Genomic DNA, 19,513 nt, shown 5'->3' with positions numbered 1-19,513 from the left:
TACTTGGTCTTTTGTTGGGTAAGGCCCCATTCCAAGTAACCCATTTTCTGATTGCAGCATTACTTCGATGCCATCAGGTACAAAGTTTGCCACAAGTGTTGGAATACCAATGCCAAGGTTTACGTAAAAACCGTCTTCAAGTTCACGTGCCACACGCTGTGCAATTTGTTCTCTGGTTAACGCCATTAGTTTTGCTCCTGTGTTACAACGCGCTCAATGCGCTTTTCAAATTCACCTTTAATAACGCGGTTTACATAAATACCCGGGGTATGGATTTCGCTTGGCGCAAGCTCGCCGGGCTCAACAATTTCTTCAGCTTCAACCACGGTAATTTTGCCTGCGGTAGCTGCCATGGGGTTAAAATTCATTGCAGTATGGCGATAAACACAATTGCCATAACGGTCAGCTTTCCACGCTTTAACAATGGCAAAATCACCAACAATACTTGGCTCAAGCAAATAATCGCGGCCATTAAATTGTTTAACTTCTTTACCTTCGGCAACGAGCGTACCCACACCTGTTGCCGTATAAAATGCCGGAATACCTGCACCACCTGCACGCATTTTTTCAGCCAACGTGCCTTGTGGAGTGAGTTCTACTTCCAATTCACCCGCCAAAAGTTGCTGCTCAAATAAAGCGTTTTCACCCACATACGACGACACCATTTTTTTAATTTGCTTGTCTTCAAGCAAAATGCCCAAACCAAAGCCATCAACACCACAGTTGTTTGAAACTACCGTGAGCTCTTTGGTTTGCTGGCGCTTAATTTCATTAATTAAACCTTCTGGAATACCACACAGGCCAAAACCGCCCGAAATCACCGTCATGCCATCTTCAAGCCCAGCCATTGCCTCACTGTAACTTGAAACTACCTTATTAAATCCTGCCATTTTAAACTCCTATTGTGCGGTCCAGCCGCCATCTAGCGCCAAGGTTTGCCCGGTAATATTGCACGCCTCTTTCGCCATTAAAAAACGCACTGTGTGAGCGATTTCTGCAATATCGATAAATGATTTTTTAGGCATTGGCGCGAGCATAATTTGCTCAATCACTTGTTGCTCGCTAATGCCGTGGTTTTTTGCCTGATCGGCAATTTGCTTTTCAACCAGTGGGGTTTTTACATACGCTGGGCAAATGGTGTTAATGGTAATGTCGTGCTCGGCGGTCTCTAACGCCATCACTTTTGAAAAGCCTACTAAACCATGCTTGGCCGCCACATAGGCTGACTTAAAACGCGACGCCACTAAGCTATGAATTGAGCCAATATTAATTACGCGGCCAAAATTGCGCTCGCGCATACTAGGTAATACGGCTTTGGTCATTAGAGCCGTGCCCGTAAGCATCACATCCACCAGCAAACGCCACTGGTTTTGCGGAAACTCTTCAAGCGCCGCAACATGTTGAATACCCGCATTATTAATTAACACATCAACCGGTGCAGGCAGTTCGCTAAGTAGCTGAATAATCGCTGCTTCGTCGGTCACATTAAGTGCCACACCAAGTGCGTGGTAGCCTTTGCTACTGAGTTTTTTTGCCGCCTCAAGTGCAGCATCTTGGTTTAAATCCGTTACGGTAATTAAGGTGTCGCTATCGGCAAGTGCTTCTGCAATGCCCAAACCAATGCCACTGGCACCGCCGGTGATCAAAATATGTTTATTCATTATTTGGCCTCCAAAAACGCTTGAATACGTTCTTTTTGTGAAGAGATTGCAAATAGCCCTTCTAAATGACCCCAATCGCCGGTGAGCTCTACCATATCGGTTTGTTTTCCTTGCGCTTTTAATGCGCTATTAAGATTACGACCCATCTCTGGGCGCAGCAGTAAATCTTTGCTGGCAGGAATAATTAAACTCGGTGCGCTAATTTTGCTAAGGCTTGTTAAGTAGTCATCTTGATGGCCTGCTACAAACAGCTGCGATGCGCGCACTAAATAAAGTACATGGTTGGCATCTTGCGTTTTAGCGCGAAGTTTGGCGCGGCTTAACAGGGTTTGTACTACCTCAGGTTGAGTACGAATATCGTTAAGTGCGCCTTTATCCATCACTTTAAAATTAGGGAAGCTCAGCGCAAACATATTCGGGTGCATCGCATCTTGGGTGATGTTGAGCATAGTGGCAGTTAACCCGTCGATAGGCGCACGTTTACCGTAGTAATCACCGTTATTCCAGTTTTTATCTAAACGAATTGGCAATGCCCAATGCTCTAGCGCCGATACACTCCACGCATCCATTTGGCCAGCGCCAATCACATGAACTAATTTGCCAACCCAATTTGGGTAAGTTACCGCCCATTCAAGCGCTTGAAACGACCCCATTGATGCGCCCATCACCGCATGCAGTTTTTGTATGCCTAAACTCTCAAGCACTAACTTTTGCACGTTAACAAAATCGCGAATGGTCACCACCGGAAAATCAAGGCCATACGGTTTGTTTGTGGCAGGATTAATTGAAGCAGGACCTGTAGTAATGGTGCGACCATCATTTACATTGGCATTCGCGAGTGAATCCACACTAATGACAAAATATTTATTGGTATCAATGGTTTTGCCGGGGCCAATAATCGCATCCCAATAACCTGGTAGCACATCGCTTTCAGCGTATTTGCCTGCAGCGTGGGAATTACCCGAAAAGAAATGGGTAATTAAAATAGCATTGTCTTTTTCGGCATTAAGTGTGCCGTAGCTTTCAAAACCTACCTTTACTTCGGCAATATTTTTACCGCCAAAGGTTTTAAAGTTTTGTGTAGTAAATGTTTGTTTTTCAACAAGTAGCGTTTCGGCATTTACGTGCAAACACAGTAGCAAAAACACCAAAGTAATCATTTTTATTATTTTCATAATCAGCCCTTAAAACCAAATAAACAAACACAACGCCAACACAACGCCAAGTAACGGTACCACCGCACTTAATGCCGCCATAGACCAATATGCCGCTTGATGGGTTTCTTTACAAATTGCGCGAATGGTGGTTACCACATACCCATTGTGTGGCAAGGTATCGAGTGCACCCGATGAAATTGACACCACACGGTGTAATTGCTCAGGGTTAACCCCTGCATCTAAATAATGCGGCGCTACTAATGGCAGTGCAATGGCTTGCCCGCCCGAGGCTGAGCCAGTTAACCCCGCAATCACACTCACCGCTACCGCAGCACCAATCAGCTCATTGCCTGGAATTTGCGTCATTAGATCGACCGCCACGGTAAACGCTTCTGACGATTTAGCAATCGCACCAAAACCCACAACAGCAGCGGTATTACCAATCGCAATAAGTGCGCCATTAGTGCCTTCAGTGGTGGCTTTGGCAAGATTGTGAAAGTGCTTAAAGTTAATCACCACAATCGACAATACCCCACCTAACAACGCCACAATCAAGGCAGCCTGCTGTAAGCTGTCGTGCAAAATAAAGGACAGTGCCAATACCACTAATAACGGAATAAGCCCAGTTACTGGGTGTGGATAATCACGCTCGGGGATTTCTGGGTCGTCATCGCGCGCTTCAAACTGCTCACCATTAGCCACTGCTTTACCAATCATTTTTTTCAGCCACCAGTAGCCAAAACACGCCATAAAAATTGCTACAACCAAACTCACTTCCCACGCAGCATAAGGTGATGTGCCTAAATACTTGATGGGGATCCAGTTTTGAATTTCAGGCGAACCTGCGGATGTCATGGTGAAGGTAACCGAACCAAATGCCAACGTAGCCGGAATAAAACGGCGCGGTAAATTGGCATCTTTAAATAGCGACAGCGCCATTGGGTATACCGAAAACGCCACAATAAACACGCTAACACCGCCATAGGTTAATACGGCACACGCAATGACGATTGCCAGTACCGCGTGTTTCATACCGAGTTTATCAACAATATAGCGAGCGACACTGTCGGCAGCGCCAGTGTCTTCCATAAATTTGCCAAACAAACTGCCAAGCAAAAACATAAAAAACCATGCACTAACAAAATTCGCAAAGCCATTCATATAGCCTTGAATAAAATTATCAGCGCCAGCGCTTGGAAAAATCGCCAAATTACTGGTGAGCGCCACAATCAGTGCACATGCTGGCGCGGCAATAAATAAATTCATGCCGCGCAGCGTTAACACAATCAAAAGCGCCAGACCGCCAATCAGGCCAAGCATACTTAACATAAAATCTTCCTATTTGAATCACTAACAAGGGTGACTTGGCTGCTAGTGCGTCAAATTACTGCTGACTATCAATGTGGCTAAGGGTGGCGATTTAAACAATAGCACTATAGTTATACGTGAACGATTTATCATTTAAAAACAACAAATTAACAGTGGGTAGTACTATAGTGCTAAAGCTATTTTTAAGATTACCCACTAGATTGGTAACTGACTTGGCTGTGCGATGTAACGTATAACAATAAAGATAGGAACAACATTATGACCAAGGCAAATATCAACAGCAGCAAACACGCTTGCCTGCGCTCACTGTCTGCAGTAAGTGGCGCTGTATTATTGGCATTAGCAACCCCTACATTTGCAAATCAACAGGAAAACGGCGAGAAAAAAGCAGAGCTTGAACGCATTCAAGTAACCGCGCGTAAAACCGTCGAAAACCTTCAACAAGTGCCAGTGGCAGTTACCTCAATAGGTGCAACCGAGCTTGCCGAAAAAGGCATTGCCGAACTGATTGAAGTACAGCAGTTTTCACCCAATACCACGTTGCAACGTAGCCGTGGCACAAATTCGACCATCACCGCGTTTATTCGTGGTGTTGGCCAGCAAGACCCGCTTTGGGGCTACGAGCCAGGTGTAGGTATTTACATTGATGATGTGTATTTAGCGCGCCCGCAAGGTGCCGTGCTTGATTTACTTGATGTTGAACGCGTTGAAGTATTACGCGGTCCGCAAGGCACACTGTATGGCAAAAACACCATAGGTGGCGCCATTAAGTACGTAACTAAAGAAATGACTGGCGATGCGTCATTTAATGTATCGGCAAGCGTAGGAAGTTATAACCAGCGCGATGTAAAACTCACAGGGCAATACCCACTTATTCAAGACACCCTTTATGTTGGTGTTGGTTATGCCAACTTAAACCGTGACGGGTTTGGTGAATATTTACAATCAGACTTACCAAATCAAGATACCGAAAACTACAACAAAGAAGTGGAAGCTGCCCGCGTTACACTCGAATGGCATGCCAATGAAGATTTATTCTTCCGCTTAAATTGGGATAAAACCGACGATACATCAAACGCCAAAGGCGGTTACCGTTTACTACCAAGTTTATTAACAAATGCGCCAGTGCCAAATAGCGTATACGATTCGTACACCAGTTTACCAACCTGGAACAAAGTAGAACTTGAAGGCTACAGCCTACTTGCCAATTGGGATTTAACAGATGCCACTAGCGTAAAATACGTTGCATCGAAGCGTGAAAGCTATTCGCCAACTAATATCGACTTTGATAATACACCGCTTCGCATTTTTGATGTTCCAGCTGTGTATGACGACAATCAAACCAGCCATGAATTACAACTAAACCACGCTGGTGAAAACTACAAATTGGTGTCGGGCCTTTATTACTATGATGGCGAATCATGCGGCCAGTTTGAAGCCATTTTAGAAGTACTAGGTAATGCCATTTCATTGCCGGGGTTAACCCGTGAAGTATCAGGTTGTAATAATTCATCAAGTAAAGCCGCGTATATTCAAGGCAGCTACTACTTTAACCAGCAGTGGTCGGCAACCCTTGGTGCCCGTTATACCCAAGATGAAAAAGAAGCAAACGTAAACAATGGCTTAGTATTTGCCACTGTCTACCCATACTCAGGTTGGATCCCAGGTTATGAGCGCCCAGCAGGCGAATTAGTACCAGAAGTACTTAACGATAACGAAGATTGGTCGCGCTTTACGCCACGCCTTGGTGTGGAATATCAACATTCAGATGACATGATGTTTTTTGCAAGTTACGCACAAGGATTTAAGTCGGGTACTTATAACCCGCGTGCAACAACTGCAGAGCCCGCTGCCAACCCAGAGATTGTAGACTCATTTGAACTCGGTATGAAAAGCGAGTGGAACAATAATCTGCGTGCTAATATCACCTTGTTCTCATTACTGCATAAAGACCGCCAGTATATTTCGATTTTACCGGGCGAAACCTCAGCCGATCTTAACCAACGCCTTGGCAATATTGGCCGCTCAGAGTCACAAGGTATTGAAGCCGAATTTACCTATGTTGCCACTGACAACCTTAATTTTAATGCCTCGCTTGGTTACATCGATGCAGAGTTTACTGAGGTGATAGACACCAACCCAGAAACGGGCGAAGAGTTTGATAAATCAGACCAATTTGATATCGCCAATACCCCAGATTTAACCTTTAACCTCGGATTTGATTATTCAATTGAATCAACTTTTGGTGACTTTGTAGTAAATGGTAACTACTACCACCGCGGCGATTACGTGCTGTTTGAAGAAGCCAGCCTACTTTCGCAAGATGCCTACGGTTTAGTGAATTTAGGGGTTACTTGGTACTCGAATGATGGCCACTGGAGCGCATCACTCACTGGTAAAAACCTCACCGACGAAGAATACCTTGTTGGTGGGTATCAATTTGTCACCCCTGATCCTACAGACCCAACGGATACAAGCAAATATACGCCGGGGTTAGGTGGTGACAATACCTTAATTGGTTATTACGGCGACCCGCGTACCGTTACGCTCACCGTTAATTACCGCTTTTAATTAACACTCCCCCTTGGGTCACCAACACTTAGTGCGGTGGCCCAGCTTTGGGGAAATGCTTGTAACCGTATTTCGAATACCTTATAACAGGAAGAATTGGAGTTAATTGGATGACAACGCAAGTGAAAGCCATTATCGCAGATGATCACCCGCTATTTCGCAGCGCTTTAAGCCAAGCGGCGGCAAACTATCTCGAAAAAGATAATATTCAAGAGTGTTATGATTTAGCGAGCTTGTTTTCATTGCTGGAAACTCACCCAGAAACCGAACTCATTTTCCTCGATTTAAATATTCCTGGCGCCAAAGGCCTACAGGGGCTCACGCAAATTCGCAACCAATACCCTGATATTTTAGTGATTATGGTATCGGCAACAGAAGACGCAAAAATCATCAACCACGCCATGGAAGCAGGTGCCTGCGCCTACATTCCAAAATCGACCTCGCTGAGCAATATTGGCAAAGCCATTGAAGTTGTGATTGATGGCGACACGTGGCTGCCTGAAAATCTAGACCTAGAAGCCCACCCAATCGATAACGAACAAACTGAATTTGCACAAAACTTAGAAAAGCTTACGCCACAGCAATACAAGGTACTGGCAATGATCGCCGATGGCCTGTTAAACAAACAAATTGCATATGAAATGTCAGTGCAAGAAACCACTGTAAAACAACATGTATCCGCCATTTTACGTAAACTTGGCCTAAACAACCGCACCCAAGCCGGCATTTTATTTAATCAACTCAGCCAAGTAGATACCAAATCCGCCGAAGGCTTTGCTTGATTATCTGATTTGATAAAGTCGAAGGGAATCTCAGCAACGGCTTTCAAAGTCACAATTGAACGCTACAACGCGTTGAAATCCTTATTAGTATAAATTTGAAAAATTTCACTCAGTTACAATTATAATCTGCTTACCTCATAATACTTAGATGGCTGCATCGCATTTCACATAGTAAAAGGCACAAAAATGAAAATATTGGTAACAGGTTCTGCAGGAAGAGTCGGGCGTGCTATGTATATCAAATTAATGAAAGATCATGATGTGGTAGGCTTGGATAAAACCCCTTGCTCAACGTTAGACGTTATCGGTGATATTTGCGATGGCGAATTAATTTCTAAAGCACTTGAAGGTGTGGATGTTGTTGTTCATACCGCAGCACTTCATGCACCCCATGTTGGACTAATGGCTGATGATGAGTTTTTAGCTGTCAATGTCGATGCAACCGAAAAGCTAGCCTTAGCTGGCATCAAAGCAGGCATTAAGCACTTTGTTTTTACCAGTACAACCGCACTTTATGGTTATGCTTCATCTTCTGAAGGCGAAACCAGTTGGATTACAGAGCAAGTTAAGCCACAACCTAAGTCTATCTACCATAAAAGTAAAATACTTGCAGAAAACAAGCTGAATGAAATTTCAAGGCTCTTCAATCTTCCAGTTACCGTATTACAAATGTCTCGATGTTTTCCAGAGCCCGCAGACTTAATGGCAATCTATCGTCTTACTCGCGGTATAGATGTGCGTGATGTCGCAAGTGCGCATGCATGTGCCATAAATAAACGATTAAACGGATTTAATCGTTTCATTATTTCTGGGTTTACCCCATTTAATCAAAATGACTGCGAACACCTTTACAATCATGCAAGTGAAGTCATAAAAGAAAAGTGCCCAGAATTAGCGGCAGCATTTGAGCAAAGAGGATGGCGTTTACCAACAAGCTTAGACCGCGTATATGACTCATCAGCGGCACAAAACAAGTTAGGTTGGCAGCCAAAGCATAGCTTCGCGAGTGTACTAGATATGTTAGATAGTGAAATAGCTGAAGTGTTACCCGTTTTAAAACAGCGCTGAGAAGTAATGAACAATACTGGTGATTGTTCAAACTAACTTCAAACAGCATATTACCCAATCAAACATCCACTTTTGCTTATGAACATGGCACGTTATATAAATTTTTTTGGCGCGAGTATCTAAATGAAAAATTTAATCTACTGATTTAAATGGGTAAATACTTAAGAGTAACATTTCATAACGGTCCTCTAATGGCGCGATTAAGTGATGACTCGATTATCTAAACCAAATTATAAATTGCTAGGGCAAAAAACTACTGATAATCTACTGATAATATTAAATAAAATTACTTATTGGTCTGGAAATTTTAGGTTGTGAATAACTTCCTTAAATCGAAATGTGCACTAATAAGCTGTTATGAGTCGGCAATTGTTGGCTAGCCAAAGATAAATAAAGGAATAAAGAGTATGAGTAATCAGCCCGGTTTTTTTGTGCAGCGCGAACCTGACAGAAGGTTATTGAATGTATTTGAAGAGCTGTGCAAAGAAAACGAACAGATTATATTTCAAATTAGCTTTCAGCTAGCTACAAATGATTCAGTTGCTGTGAATCGTAATCAGGTATTTGAAGACTTTTATACTAGTCCTGTTTTGCAGGCATTGACCGAAGACGAAACATATTTAATAAATAAGATTATCGTTCAACTGAAAAACAGCACCATCACGTTCACGCGTGGCGAACTTCTACCAACACCATCACCAGTGTTTGACTATATACAGAGTCAAAATACTAACAACAACGTGGCTGCTCCCCAAAATGCAACGCCCGAGCAGAAGCTGGAAATATCTAAGTATTTACAGGGCAAGCTTTGCTCTACATCTACTCCAAATCTAATTTCTTCTAATTTACCGTCTGAGTATGAGGCACTATTAAGTCAACACAACTCGATGCTTTCAAGGCTGGAAAAGCTAAATGCAGATTTGCTGGTTAAAACACAGGAAAAAAGTCAGGAGTTAGAAAGTTCCTATCTAGAGAAGCTTAGGGAATTAGAAGAAAAGTATACTGAAAGGAATAGTGAGCTAAATCAGCAAGTTGATAGTAAAAAGGCATCTTTGGATGAGGGTCATGAGAAAAGGCTTTCAGATTTAGAAAACCTGAAATCCGAGCTTGATCAAAGGGCTTCCCTACTGGATGACCGGGATAATACGCATGTTCGTCGAGAAATCCGCGACAATATGCTTAATGATGTTAAGTCTAGAATTGAAAACTTTGGTGTATCTGAAGCTACAGGGAAGAAAAGAACACCTGTTTTTATAGGTATGTTAGCTCTTATTATAACATTTGGACTGTTGCTGGGTTTTACCTTCTGGGAAGCGGGGAGCGTGCACAAAGAGACAATGTTCCAGCTTGAGGCAATTCGTAATGTATCTGCGATCGGGGTGGATGGGAAAGAGAAACTGGGTATACAGCCTGAAACATGGGCCAAAGTATCTGCGACAGATGTCGATCGCTCAGCCCTTCATTGGATATGGATAAGGATGGCACTTTTCTCATTCGGTCTAATTGGATCGATCCTTTACTATATCAAATGGCAAAATCGATGGGCAGAAGAACACTCTCATTCTGAGTTTCAGATGCAGCAATTTTATATAGACGTAAATAGAGCGAATTGGGTTTTAGAGAGCTGTCTAGAGTGGAGAAAGGAAACTGATTCAGCTATACCAACCGCGTTACTAGAAAGTATCACTAAAAACCTATTTGTGAATGAATCTAAAGAATTAGAACAAGTTATACACCCTTCGGATGAGCTGGCATCAGCATTACTTGGAAGTGCCTCCAAGTTAAAAATGAATGTCGCCGGAAATGAGATAGAGTTCGATAAGCCAGGAAAAATAAAGTCCAAAGCTAAAGTATAGCCCTGCATGGTATTCGCTCATAACAAGCGCATGTTGACGGACTGGTTTTTCGCGGCGCTCGTTATGCCCTTGGAGAGTATATTTAGTGAAATCAAACTTTGAGTTATTAGCCAACTATAATTTGTGGATAAATCAAAAAATCTATGATTCTGCCAATAAGCTAGCTCCCGAAGACCTATCGAAAGATAAGGGAGCCTATTTTAATTCAATTATTGGTACCCTTAATCATATTTTGGTCGGTGACATTATTTGGCTTAAACGCATATCTAATCACCCAGATAGTTTTGAATCGCTTAAACTGATCAAGGAATTTGCTGATCCGGTTTCTTTGAGTGAGATTGTTCATCCAGATTTAGAGTCTTTAGCTCAATCTCGAAAAATTATTGATGAAGCCATAATCAATTTCATTAATGAGATTTCGGAAGAATCAATCTTGAGCGAGTTAGACTACATCAATACCAAAGGCAAAAAATTTACAAAAAATCTTGGTTTTATTATCCAGCACTTATTTAATCATCAAACGCATCATAGAGGGCAAGTAACGACAATGCTATTTCAATCTGGCATTGATGTTGGTGAAACTGATCTATTGGCGCTTATACCCAGTGAATAACGGCATAATAAGACGCTGCAATCGACCTCCAGTATTTGTCATTTAGCTGCCTCAAGGTAACTAGCACAAAGTAGCCTTGAATAATGATTTATCCATAAGGCTTGGTTCCATCGGTCACTGCTAAACTCAAATTAAGTTACAACGAAACCGCCTTATGGTTGCTTCTAATCTTTGTAAGATGTTAGAAGCAAAGACAAATATGGCTAAATTCTATATCAAAAATTAAATGGGGTGGAAAAGCGGCCTTTATTCCACTTGAGCAGTTTAAAACCGATTCTTTAACGTTTTAAAGCGCGAACTCTACCCCTTCTTACCCTGATACAACCGCATACACATCATCTGCATAAGTACGGCTTTGCTCTGCCAATTCAAAAATACTTGAAATGGGTGTTGCAGGTCTTACTTCAGCTAAAATGGACTCTGCTGCTTGCCAATTATTCTCTTCAATCGCTATCGCGATTTTTAATGCACCACCTAATAGCCCTTCATAATTTAATAGCGCGCCGCTTGAATTGCTATCTAACGAAAATTCGCTAATAACGGTATTTAGATCCATATCTAATACGGCGCCTAAAATAGACATTAAACCAATCAGGTAGCCTTCTTCGGCCATCTCAATACCACCCGGCGCTAGAAATAGCGACATAAACCTTGCTCGCATTAAGCCAAACTTGGTTAATTCTGATGGCTTATCAATACCCAAATCACTGAGCGCTAACACACGAATAAACTGCCTTAGTGTGTCTTCTCCCAAATACACCACAGCCTGCGAAATCGACTTCATTTCTTGTTTATCAAGGCCAGAGCGGGCATTAACGAGTTTTAAAACGCGCGCAGTAAGGCTTAAGTCTTTAGCAATCTTACTTTCGATTTCTTTAAAGTTAAGGTTTGGCTCCGTTGTCGATTTTAATAAATCAAACACCACCAACTTTGATGGCTCAACATTGCCATGGGTTAACATTTCGGGTTTGGCAAAAAAGAAGCCTTGAAACAAATCAACACCCGCGCCTTGTAAATATTTAAACTCGTCGTAGGTTTCGATTCTTTCAACAACAATTTTAAGTTTTGGGTATAAACGCTTGAGCTTTTTAACTAAGGTGGTGGTTTTTATAATTGGTTGTTCTAGCTCTAATTTAACGTATGACATATGCGGCAACAAAGGCTCCCATCTTGGGTCTTTGTCATAGTCATCTAGGGCAAATTTATAGTGCTGTTTTCTAAGCGATTTCACAATTTCTAGCAATTCTTCGATATTCTGCGAGCGTTCAACAATTTCAAGCACAAGATTATCGGGTGTGATTAGTCGCGGTATTTCTTGCAGTAATGTTGTGTCAGATAAGTTTATAAATGCACAATGATTGGCAACCAATTTATCTTTGCCAACTAAAATAAGTGAGTTAAAAAACACCCGCCCTGTAGCTTGTTCATCGGTAACGCCAACAGGAAAGGCATTATTGTCTGAATCTCGATACAGCAACTCATAAGCAAATATTTGCTTCGATGCATCAAGAATGGCTTGTCGTGCAATAAACTGGGTTACAGGTTTCGTCATAAGTACAGCCAATTGAGTAGAGCAGAATCTAACAAAATGTTTTAAATTATATCTACTACAGTTCTGATTAAAATATCAACACCTTTATTTAGGTTACGACAGCTGTAGTTTTTGAGCAAATAGAATCTCTAAGGTTTGGAGTTAATTGACCATAAGTAATATCAGCCTTTTAACCAAACCACTGCCCTTTTAAGCACATAACTTTTTAATTAAACGCTTTAACGCTGGCGCTTTAACTGGTTTATATAAAAGTGGGTAACCCGCATCACTTATCAGCTCGCGTACTGATTCATCATGCTCGGCGGTATTTATAATACAAGGCACATGGCTTAAGCCGCACTTGTCGAGTAATTCCACACCGGTTACACCATCATCTAGGTGATAATCTGCAATTATCAACATAGGCAATGATTTACTCTCTTTAAGTGCCGTTAACTGCGCTTCATTAGTTGCCGTTTGCACATCACAGCCCCACGTTTGCAAACGCTTTGCTAAGGCTTGTAAAACTGTTTCATCGTTATCTATGAGCCATACAGTTAAGCCAACGAAGCTTGCTGCCTGCTCAGTATTTATTGGATTAAGCGACAGTTCTTGGCTTTGACTACCTGCCGCTGCAATTGGCAAGCGAATTGAAAACTGTGCACCTTGCCCGATATTAGACTGCAATCTCAAATCCAAATTAAGCGCATCTGAAATACGTTTTGTAATGGCTAAACCAAGGCCTAGCCCCTGTGCTTTATCTTGACCATCGAGTTGTTTAAATTCTTGGAAAATAAGCATTTGATCTTCACTAGCAATGCCAGGCCCGGTGTCTTTTACCGATAACTCTAGGTGCTCTCCTGCTTTCTTGGCACAAAGTGTCACCTTACCCGATTGAGTATAACGCACCGCATTGCTTAATAAGTTTTGCACAACACGGCGCAGTAAAGTGCGGTCAGAACTGACTATCACATCATCAAATTGCGCAATAAAACTAAGCCCCTTTTCACTGGCAAGTGCTGAAAACTCCGCACTAAGTGGGGTGAGTAGTTTGGCAATCGAGAATTCACTTTTTTCGATTTTTAAGCTGCCAGATTCGAGTTTTGTTAACTCTAAAATACTGCTTAGTAACTCTTCCGCTGAGGTGAGGGAGTTTTTAATATTACTCGCAAGTTCTGAAAGCTCTGTCCCTTGCGACTTTTCCTCCATTACTGAGCAAAATAAGCTGGCGGCATTAAAGGGCTGCAATAAATCATGACTTGCCGCAGCAAAAAATCGGGTTTTACTTTCAGTTGCTTGGGCTAATTCTAAGTTTGCTTGCGTTAATGCATGGGTGCGCTCGTTAACCTTTTGCTCAAGATTAGTATTGGCTTCTTTCAGCGCATCTTGGGTATTAACAAATTCAGTTACATCACTAAAGGTAGTTACAAAGCCACCGCTTGGCAGTGGGTTGCCTTGCATTTCAAATACTCGGCCATTTTGATGATCACGCTGATATTTATAAGCACTTCCGGTTTTTAAAAAAGCTAAACGTTTAGCGATTTCGCTTTCAATGTCGTCTGCTTTAAATAAACCGCGCTCGGCATTAAAGCGAATAATATCGGCAATGGGGCGGCCTATATAAAGTGCGTTTTCAGGGTAGTTAAACATGGTTTGATACACACTATTCCACGCCACTAGATTTAAATCACCATCTACCACGCTAATGCCTTGGTTAACGTTCTCTATTGTTGATTGTAATAAATCGCGATTAAATTTAAGCACTTGGCTTGCTTCATCAACAATGGTTGCCACTTCGCTTAATTGGCCATGTTGTTTATTTTTGGCAGCAGTTAGTATCAAGTTAGCTGATGCACCGCCAATAACCGCGGCCATTTCCCTAGCTACAACGGCTTCTAATTTCGCATCTGAGGGCTTTAACCATGCAGCGCCGCGTTCTGGAAAATAATGCTGAATAATTTGTTGCCCGGTTGTTTCATCCACAAAACGCAGCAATAACCGGCTTAATTCATCAACACTTAGCTGGTGCTTGGTGTTATTTGCGTGGTGTTGCTCTACCGAAAATACAAACTTTTCAGCTTGCAGTTGCTCAGCTACTTCTGCGCCGCGTTTAAGTGAAATATACACAAACACTAAAGTGTTAAAGGTAAGAGATAACAATAAGGTTTGTGAAATACTATCAAGACCAAGCCCCAATAAATCCGCAGGTGCCAAAAAGCCTAAACCAAATGGGCCAAATTGCAGCCATGGTGACTGCCAATTTAAACTGGTAGCAATCGATGGTAATAATAAGCTGTAAGCCCATACTGAAAAGCCCGTTAAAATGGCGTATTTTGCCGCTTTGCGTGAGGCACTTCGCCATACCAAACCAAGTAACAAAGCGGGAGCAAACTGCGCTACTAAGGTGAACGACATCAACCCCACATTTGCCAAACTATTGGTGCCACTTAGCAACTTATGGCAAAAATAACTGGCAATTAGCACGCCCAATATCACCGCTTTACGCGCCAGTAAAATGCCCTCTGGCGATAGGCCCGACTGCGTGTTTTTAGCTTTGCTTTTGGTTAAGAGTAATGGGTTAATTATATCGTTAGTGATCATCACAGAAAGCACAATGGCAGATAAAATCACCATGCTAATGGCCGCTGAGAAGCCTCCCAAGTAGGCCGTCAACGCTAAGCCTTGGTTATCAAATGCTAGCGGCAGCGCCAACACAAAGGTATCAAATGCAACGCTTTGTTGATCAAGTAATAACAGCCCTGCATAACCAATCGGTAGCGTACAAATATTAAGGAGCAATAAATAAAGCGGGAAGATCCAACGCGCCTTTTTAATGTCAGTTTTATCATCTCGTTCAACAAAGCTGACATGAAACTGGCGCGGTAAACACAACATCGCCAATAAGCCCAAAATCATATGGCTGATATAGACATAATTTGCGCTACCGTGCTCGGCAACTTGGCTTTGTAACTCAGCACTTTTTGCTGCTTGCATTAATGCGCTGGGGCTTTCAAATAAACCAAAACAGACATACAAACCAATCGCTAAAAAAGCAAATAGTTTGAGCAGAGATTCAAATGCTATGGAATTCATTAGCCCTAAATTATGGGCATTGGGACGCAGCTTATTTGCACCAAACAAAATCGCAAATACCGCCAAAACTAAGGTGATATAAAACGTACCGTCTTGAAAAATAGACTGAGTGGCCTCAGTGTTATTTCCAGCAATTAACTGTGTACTTTGGCTAATGGCGCTTAATTGCAGCGAAATATAAGGAATAATAGCAAATACAGAAATAGTGGTGATAATACTGGCCAGTGAGCTAGATTGGCCGTAGCGGGTAGCAATAAAATCGGAAATAGACGTAATTTTATGAGTTTGGCAAATTTCACTGATCTTTAAATACACTTGCCAGCCAAAAATAAATAAAAGCAAACTACCAACATAGGTCGGAGCAAGCCACCAGCCATTATTCGCCGCCTGCGCTGTGGTGCCATAAAATGACCAAGAGGTACAATAAACCGCTAACGTTAAACCATACACCAGCGATTTAAATGACTGAACTTTGTATTTTTCACTAAAATAGGCAATCGCAAATAACACTGCCAAATAGACAAATGCAATTGCACTAACAGACCAAATTGTAAGCATTATTATCGTTATTATAAGAGCTCATAATCTTAGGTTAAGCGAAAAACACCTAATAATCTCGTATAACTTTAGTACTATTTGCGATTTTTTTGCTGTGATACTCCATCTTTATTAAAGGAGCATTTAAGCTCCTTTTTAAATTATAGGCTGTAGTTAAAACCGACAAAAACATTACGGCCTACTTCAGGCACAGCTTCACCCACTTGAATGCTACTTCCCATGGCACGATTAACACCATTTAAATGCGGGCTATACGCTTTATCCAATAAATTAGAGATACCAAAGTTTAAGCGTAACTGCGTATTCACATCGTAATCTAATTGCCAATCAAGAGTACCGTAACCAGCTGATTCTTTTTCATTATTCAGCTCGCTGACATGTGTTTGTTTGGCATACGCACTGATGGTTAACTGAGACTGCCAATTACCTTCTCGATAATATGCTGTAATTCGCGCATTTAACGGTGCAATACGGTATAAATCGTCATTTATATCGTCGCGTTTCCCTTTTACATAGCTCACCACACTGGTGAATTGCCATACATTGTTTAAACGCCAAGCCATATTAACGTCACCACCATATAGATAGGCATCAATATTATTAAACTGTAGCGGTGCCTCCCCTGCCATCATGGTGCCAACCATATTGGCCGCCATATTTTGTGAAGGTGTGCCTTGAATATAGTCGTCAATTTGATGATAAAAAATTTGCGGCGAAATGCTAAGGCCATTTTCTTGATATTGCCATGCCAGATTCACTTGATAGGCGGTTTCAGGGTTTAAATTAATATTACCTATATAGGTTTTTCCATCGGCCAAACCACCTGTTGCCTGCATTGGCAACCATAAGTAACGTTGCTGATAAGAAGCCGCGCGCTGCTTAAAACCAAAACTAAGTTCACTAGCGAAATAGTCGGTATGTTGCAACTTACCTGAGTAGCTAATATCAACTGTGGTGTCGGAAACGCTGCGATCCGCCTTATTAAATTGCTCTTGCAACGCCTTAATATGAGGGTTCATCATTGCCATCGAGCTTGAAACAATCCCAGCATCGGCTTGATTATATTTAATACGTGCACCGACTAAATGCCTCAGCTTATTAGCTTTTGCTTGCCACTCGGCAAATAAAGAATGTCGGTTATCTTCAACGTGATTGAAGTTCTCTACAAAAAACATTGCGTTGTTTGGGTTAGTGATACGCGATCCGTGTTCGCTAACATACCCCTCCAAACCAAATTGCCAGTGGTCAAATTTTGCAGCCGCAAAGTAACTTAGGTTCTCAACATCCGTTGTGTTGTATCGGTGTTTTTGACCATTGTTATTAAGCCTTTGCGAAAAATTATCCATACCATGTTCTGCTTGATGGTAAGCAACGTAAGCATCAACGGATATGTCATTAATATTAGTTTGATAATCAAGCTTAACGCGATCACTTTCCACATAATCAATGTCCATTGGCAGCGCAACAGTACCTGTTGGTTTGGTATCTGTTCTTTGCCAAATTAGCCCAATACTTGAAGCATGATTGCGATACGCTGCATCTACACCATACTGCAATCGTTCTACTTGTGATGAATGTACTTCTCTGCCATCACCGTCCTGATAATCATCAGCATTTTGTAAGGCAACATAACTGTTCACTGCAAATGAATCAAAACCGGCACCTGCAACAGCAGATAAATTGTAACCATCAAAGTTATTAAGATAGGTACCCGTTACAGCCAAATTACGCTCGTGACTTGCAATATCTGCTGCGCGTTTTTGATGCACTTTTACCACACCACCAATTGAGTCTAGCGCACTGCTTACTGGGGCAATACCTCGGTAGACATCAACTGACTCAATTAGTAAAGGTGATGCATAACTTAGCGGCGCATCCATCGCATTTGGGCCTGCGCCTATTTGCTTAACACCATCAATTGCAACCGCAACTTGGTCGCCATAATAACCACGATATTGAGCTATACCGGAAATTTGACCATTTTTATTGGCATTTGCCCCCGGTACCGAAAGCAACCAATCGGACACATCAGGTAAAGAGACACTGGCAGTTGCCTGCTCAGTCGAGATTTCGAATTGTTGTATTTGGGTCGAAACCGTAATTACTTCCATTTCGCCATTTGCCAATACAAACGTAGATGGAAGCGAGAGAATACATAAGGTAATTGCGTTTAAGGTGCTTTTCATAAAAAATTTCCGTATACAAACTAACGCAAATTTTCTGTAATCTGATTACTAAAGACAAAGCAAAAAGCGCAAACTGCGACAATATGTCACAGTTTGCTTGGCGCGTGTAAATCCCCTTTACGTTTTTTAAAAAAACGCATAGGTGAAAAGCCGGTTACTAACATAGTACCGAGTAAGACAGTGATGATGCCGACAACCACATTAAAGGTTAATGCCTCACCTAACACAATGTAACCCCAAATTGCAGCAAACCCAGGAATTAAAAAAGTTACTGACAGTGCCGATGCTGAACCAATTTCTGCCACTAAATCAAAGTAAAATATAAGTGCCACACCAGTACAAACAATACCTAATATAACCACTGCTAGCCATTCATCGGTTGAAGGCATTTGATTCATTGGGAAAAACGGCAGCAGTGGAATAATTAAAATCACTGTTGCCCACAAACTGCCATGAGAGGTATCAAAACCTGAGACTTGGTGTTTTACGTGTTTGGTATAGTTAGTCGCAATGCCATAACACATAGCAGCAAATGTTGCGGCAAATATCGCATTTAGGCTTTGGGTATTTATCATTTCAGGGGCTAATCCCACCATAAGAATGACACCTAAAATGCCAAGACCGAAGCCACACCACCCCTGTTTAGAAATTTTTTCACCATGCCATATTCGCCCTATTAAGCTACCCCAAATTGGCGCTGTGGCATTTAAAATTGCGAGCATTGCAACCGTGAGTGTTTGCGCTGCATAGGCAAATAGCATCCAAGGTATTGCTGAATTAAAAAGCCCGACAAAAAAGTAGTGCCGCCATAATCCTTTCATTACTACTTTTCGGCGCATAAAAATTGCAATCAACGAGAGGCTTAATGCTGCAAATAATACGCGCGCTTCAATTAAAAATACTGGCGCAAAACTGTCAACCGCAATACGAATAAGTAAAAATGACGCACCCCAAATAGCAGCAAGCACAAGTAACAAAAAAAACTGTCTATTAGTCATGTTTAAGGCCTTTTAAATCATGGTGTAAAAAGCCTAAGCAGATAAATAGACGGCTAATACTGGATCGAAGAAATGAGTTTAACGACTTAACACAATTAGATATTAAAATG

The 19,513-nt window shown here is 41.8% G+C and carries 14 protein-coding genes; 5 read left to right on the top strand and 9 right to left on the bottom strand.

Annotated features, from left to right (window positions below; all coding sequences use genetic code 11):
* The 5 genes from ON073_RS08065 to ON073_RS08045 form a co-directional block, all read right to left on the bottom strand.
* Positions 1–186, bottom strand: a 186-nt coding sequence (locus ON073_RS08065; protein ID WP_342455410.1) for a CoA-transferase, incomplete at its 3' end; no start/stop codon positions are given.
* A complete protein-coding gene (locus ON073_RS08060) occupies positions 186–890 on the bottom strand; it encodes a CoA transferase subunit A (protein WP_274761373.1) in 705 nt (234 codons plus the stop codon). The genes ON073_RS08065 and ON073_RS08060, both read right to left, overlap by 1 nt.
* A 9-nt stretch (positions 891–899) precedes the next feature.
* On the bottom strand, positions 900–1,661 hold the full coding sequence (locus ON073_RS08055; protein WP_105172245.1) for a 3-hydroxybutyrate dehydrogenase: 762 nt from the start codon (positions 1,659–1,661) through the stop codon (positions 900–902).
* Positions 1,661–2,836 carry an E22 family MetX-like putative esterase gene (locus ON073_RS08050; protein WP_274761372.1) on the bottom strand — a complete coding sequence of 392 codons (1,176 nt, stop codon included), beginning with the start codon at positions 2,834–2,836 and terminating at the stop codon, positions 1,661–1,663. Before ON073_RS08050 ends, ON073_RS08055 begins: the two co-directional genes overlap by 1 nt.
* A gap of 9 nt (positions 2,837–2,845) precedes the next feature.
* The gene (locus ON073_RS08045; protein ID WP_010558366.1) at positions 2,846–4,147 is read right to left on the bottom strand and encodes a GntP family permease; all 1,302 of its coding nucleotides are present in this window, start codon (positions 4,145–4,147) and stop codon (positions 2,846–2,848) included.
* 258 nt (positions 4,148–4,405) lie between these two features.
* Here ON073_RS08045 and ON073_RS08040 point away from each other — a divergent pair, with 258 nt between their 5' ends.
* The 5 genes from ON073_RS08040 to ON073_RS08020 all read left to right on the top strand — a co-directional run bounded on the left by ON073_RS08040 (position 4,406) and on the right by ON073_RS08020 (position 11,037).
* Entirely contained in the window at positions 4,406–6,718 is a 2,313-nt protein-coding gene (locus tag ON073_RS08040; protein WP_274761371.1) for a TonB-dependent receptor, read from the top strand.
* Positions 6,719–6,828: 110 nt separating this feature from the next.
* Positions 6,829–7,500, top strand: coding sequence for a response regulator (locus tag ON073_RS08035; protein WP_100914639.1), 672 nt, complete (start codon positions 6,829–6,831; stop codon positions 7,498–7,500).
* Positions 7,501–7,686: 186 nt separating this feature from the next.
* Positions 7,687–8,568 (top strand): NAD-dependent epimerase/dehydratase family protein, encoded by an 882-nt coding sequence (locus ON073_RS08030; RefSeq protein ID WP_274761370.1) that lies wholly within the window; start codon positions 7,687–7,689, stop codon positions 8,566–8,568.
* A 407-nt stretch (positions 8,569–8,975) separates the two neighbouring features.
* Positions 8,976–10,424, top strand: a complete 1,449-nt coding sequence (locus tag ON073_RS08025) for a hypothetical protein (protein WP_274761369.1) — start codon at positions 8,976–8,978, stop codon at positions 10,422–10,424.
* Between the two features lie 85 nt (positions 10,425–10,509).
* A complete protein-coding gene (locus tag ON073_RS08020; RefSeq protein WP_274761368.1) occupies positions 10,510–11,037 on the top strand; it encodes a DinB family protein in 528 nt (175 codons plus the stop codon).
* Between the two features lie 310 nt (positions 11,038–11,347).
* Here the strand turns inward: ON073_RS08020 and ON073_RS08015 are convergent, their stop codons facing one another.
* The 4 genes from ON073_RS08015 to ON073_RS08000 all read right to left on the bottom strand — a co-directional run bounded on the left by ON073_RS08015 (position 11,348) and on the right by ON073_RS08000 (position 19,403).
* The gene (locus ON073_RS08015; RefSeq protein WP_274761367.1) at positions 11,348–12,589 is read right to left on the bottom strand and encodes an EAL and HDOD domain-containing protein; all 1,242 of its coding nucleotides are present in this window, start codon (positions 12,587–12,589) and stop codon (positions 11,348–11,350) included.
* 189 nt (positions 12,590–12,778) lie between these two features.
* On the bottom strand, positions 12,779–16,219 hold the full coding sequence (locus ON073_RS08010) for a PAS domain-containing hybrid sensor histidine kinase/response regulator (protein WP_274761366.1): 3,441 nt from the start codon (positions 16,217–16,219) through the stop codon (positions 12,779–12,781).
* Between the two features lie 140 nt (positions 16,220–16,359).
* On the bottom strand, positions 16,360–18,405 hold the full coding sequence (locus ON073_RS08005; protein WP_274761365.1) for a TonB-dependent receptor domain-containing protein: 2,046 nt from the start codon (positions 18,403–18,405) through the stop codon (positions 16,360–16,362).
* 86 nt (positions 18,406–18,491) lie between these two features.
* Positions 18,492–19,403 (bottom strand): DMT family transporter, encoded by a 912-nt coding sequence (locus ON073_RS08000; protein WP_274761364.1) that lies wholly within the window; start codon positions 19,401–19,403, stop codon positions 18,492–18,494.
* Positions 19,404–19,513 lie beyond the last annotated feature (110 nt).

The organism is Pseudoalteromonas sp. G4, from assembly GCF_028875915.1.
GTDB lineage: Bacteria > Pseudomonadota > Gammaproteobacteria > Enterobacterales > Alteromonadaceae > Pseudoalteromonas.
Note: the sequence above shows the minus strand (reverse complement) of the source record. Positions and strands in the feature narration are given on the sequence as shown.

Coding starts and splice junctions, on each gene's coding strand:
- ON073_RS08045 (WP_010558366.1), bottom strand. CDS start 4,147: ATGTTAAGTATGCTTGGCCTGATTGGCGGTCTGGCGCTTTTGATTGTG.
- ON073_RS08005 (WP_274761365.1), bottom strand. CDS start 18,405: ATGAAAAGCACCTTAAACGCAATTACCTTATGTATTCTCTCGCTTCCA.
- ON073_RS08030 (WP_274761370.1), top strand. CDS start 7,687: ATGAAAATATTGGTAACAGGTTCTGCAGGAAGAGTCGGGCGTGCTATG.
- ON073_RS08050 (WP_274761372.1), bottom strand. CDS start 2,836: ATGAAAATAATAAAAATGATTACTTTGGTGTTTTTGCTACTGTGTTTG.
- ON073_RS08025 (WP_274761369.1), top strand. CDS start 8,976: ATGAGTAATCAGCCCGGTTTTTTTGTGCAGCGCGAACCTGACAGAAGG.
- ON073_RS08010 (WP_274761366.1), bottom strand. CDS start 16,219: ATGCTTACAATTTGGTCTGTTAGTGCAATTGCATTTGTCTATTTGGCA.
- ON073_RS08055 (WP_105172245.1), bottom strand. CDS start 1,661: ATGAATAAACATATTTTGATCACCGGCGGTGCCAGTGGCATTGGTTTG.
- ON073_RS08035 (WP_100914639.1), top strand. CDS start 6,829: ATGACAACGCAAGTGAAAGCCATTATCGCAGATGATCACCCGCTATTT.
- ON073_RS08060 (WP_274761373.1), bottom strand. CDS start 890: ATGGCAGGATTTAATAAGGTAGTTTCAAGTTACAGTGAGGCAATGGCT.
- ON073_RS08015 (WP_274761367.1), bottom strand. CDS start 12,589: ATGACGAAACCTGTAACCCAGTTTATTGCACGACAAGCCATTCTTGAT.
- ON073_RS08040 (WP_274761371.1), top strand. CDS start 4,406: ATGACCAAGGCAAATATCAACAGCAGCAAACACGCTTGCCTGCGCTCA.
- ON073_RS08000 (WP_274761364.1), bottom strand. CDS start 19,403: ATGACTAATAGACAGTTTTTTTTGTTACTTGTGCTTGCTGCTATTTGG.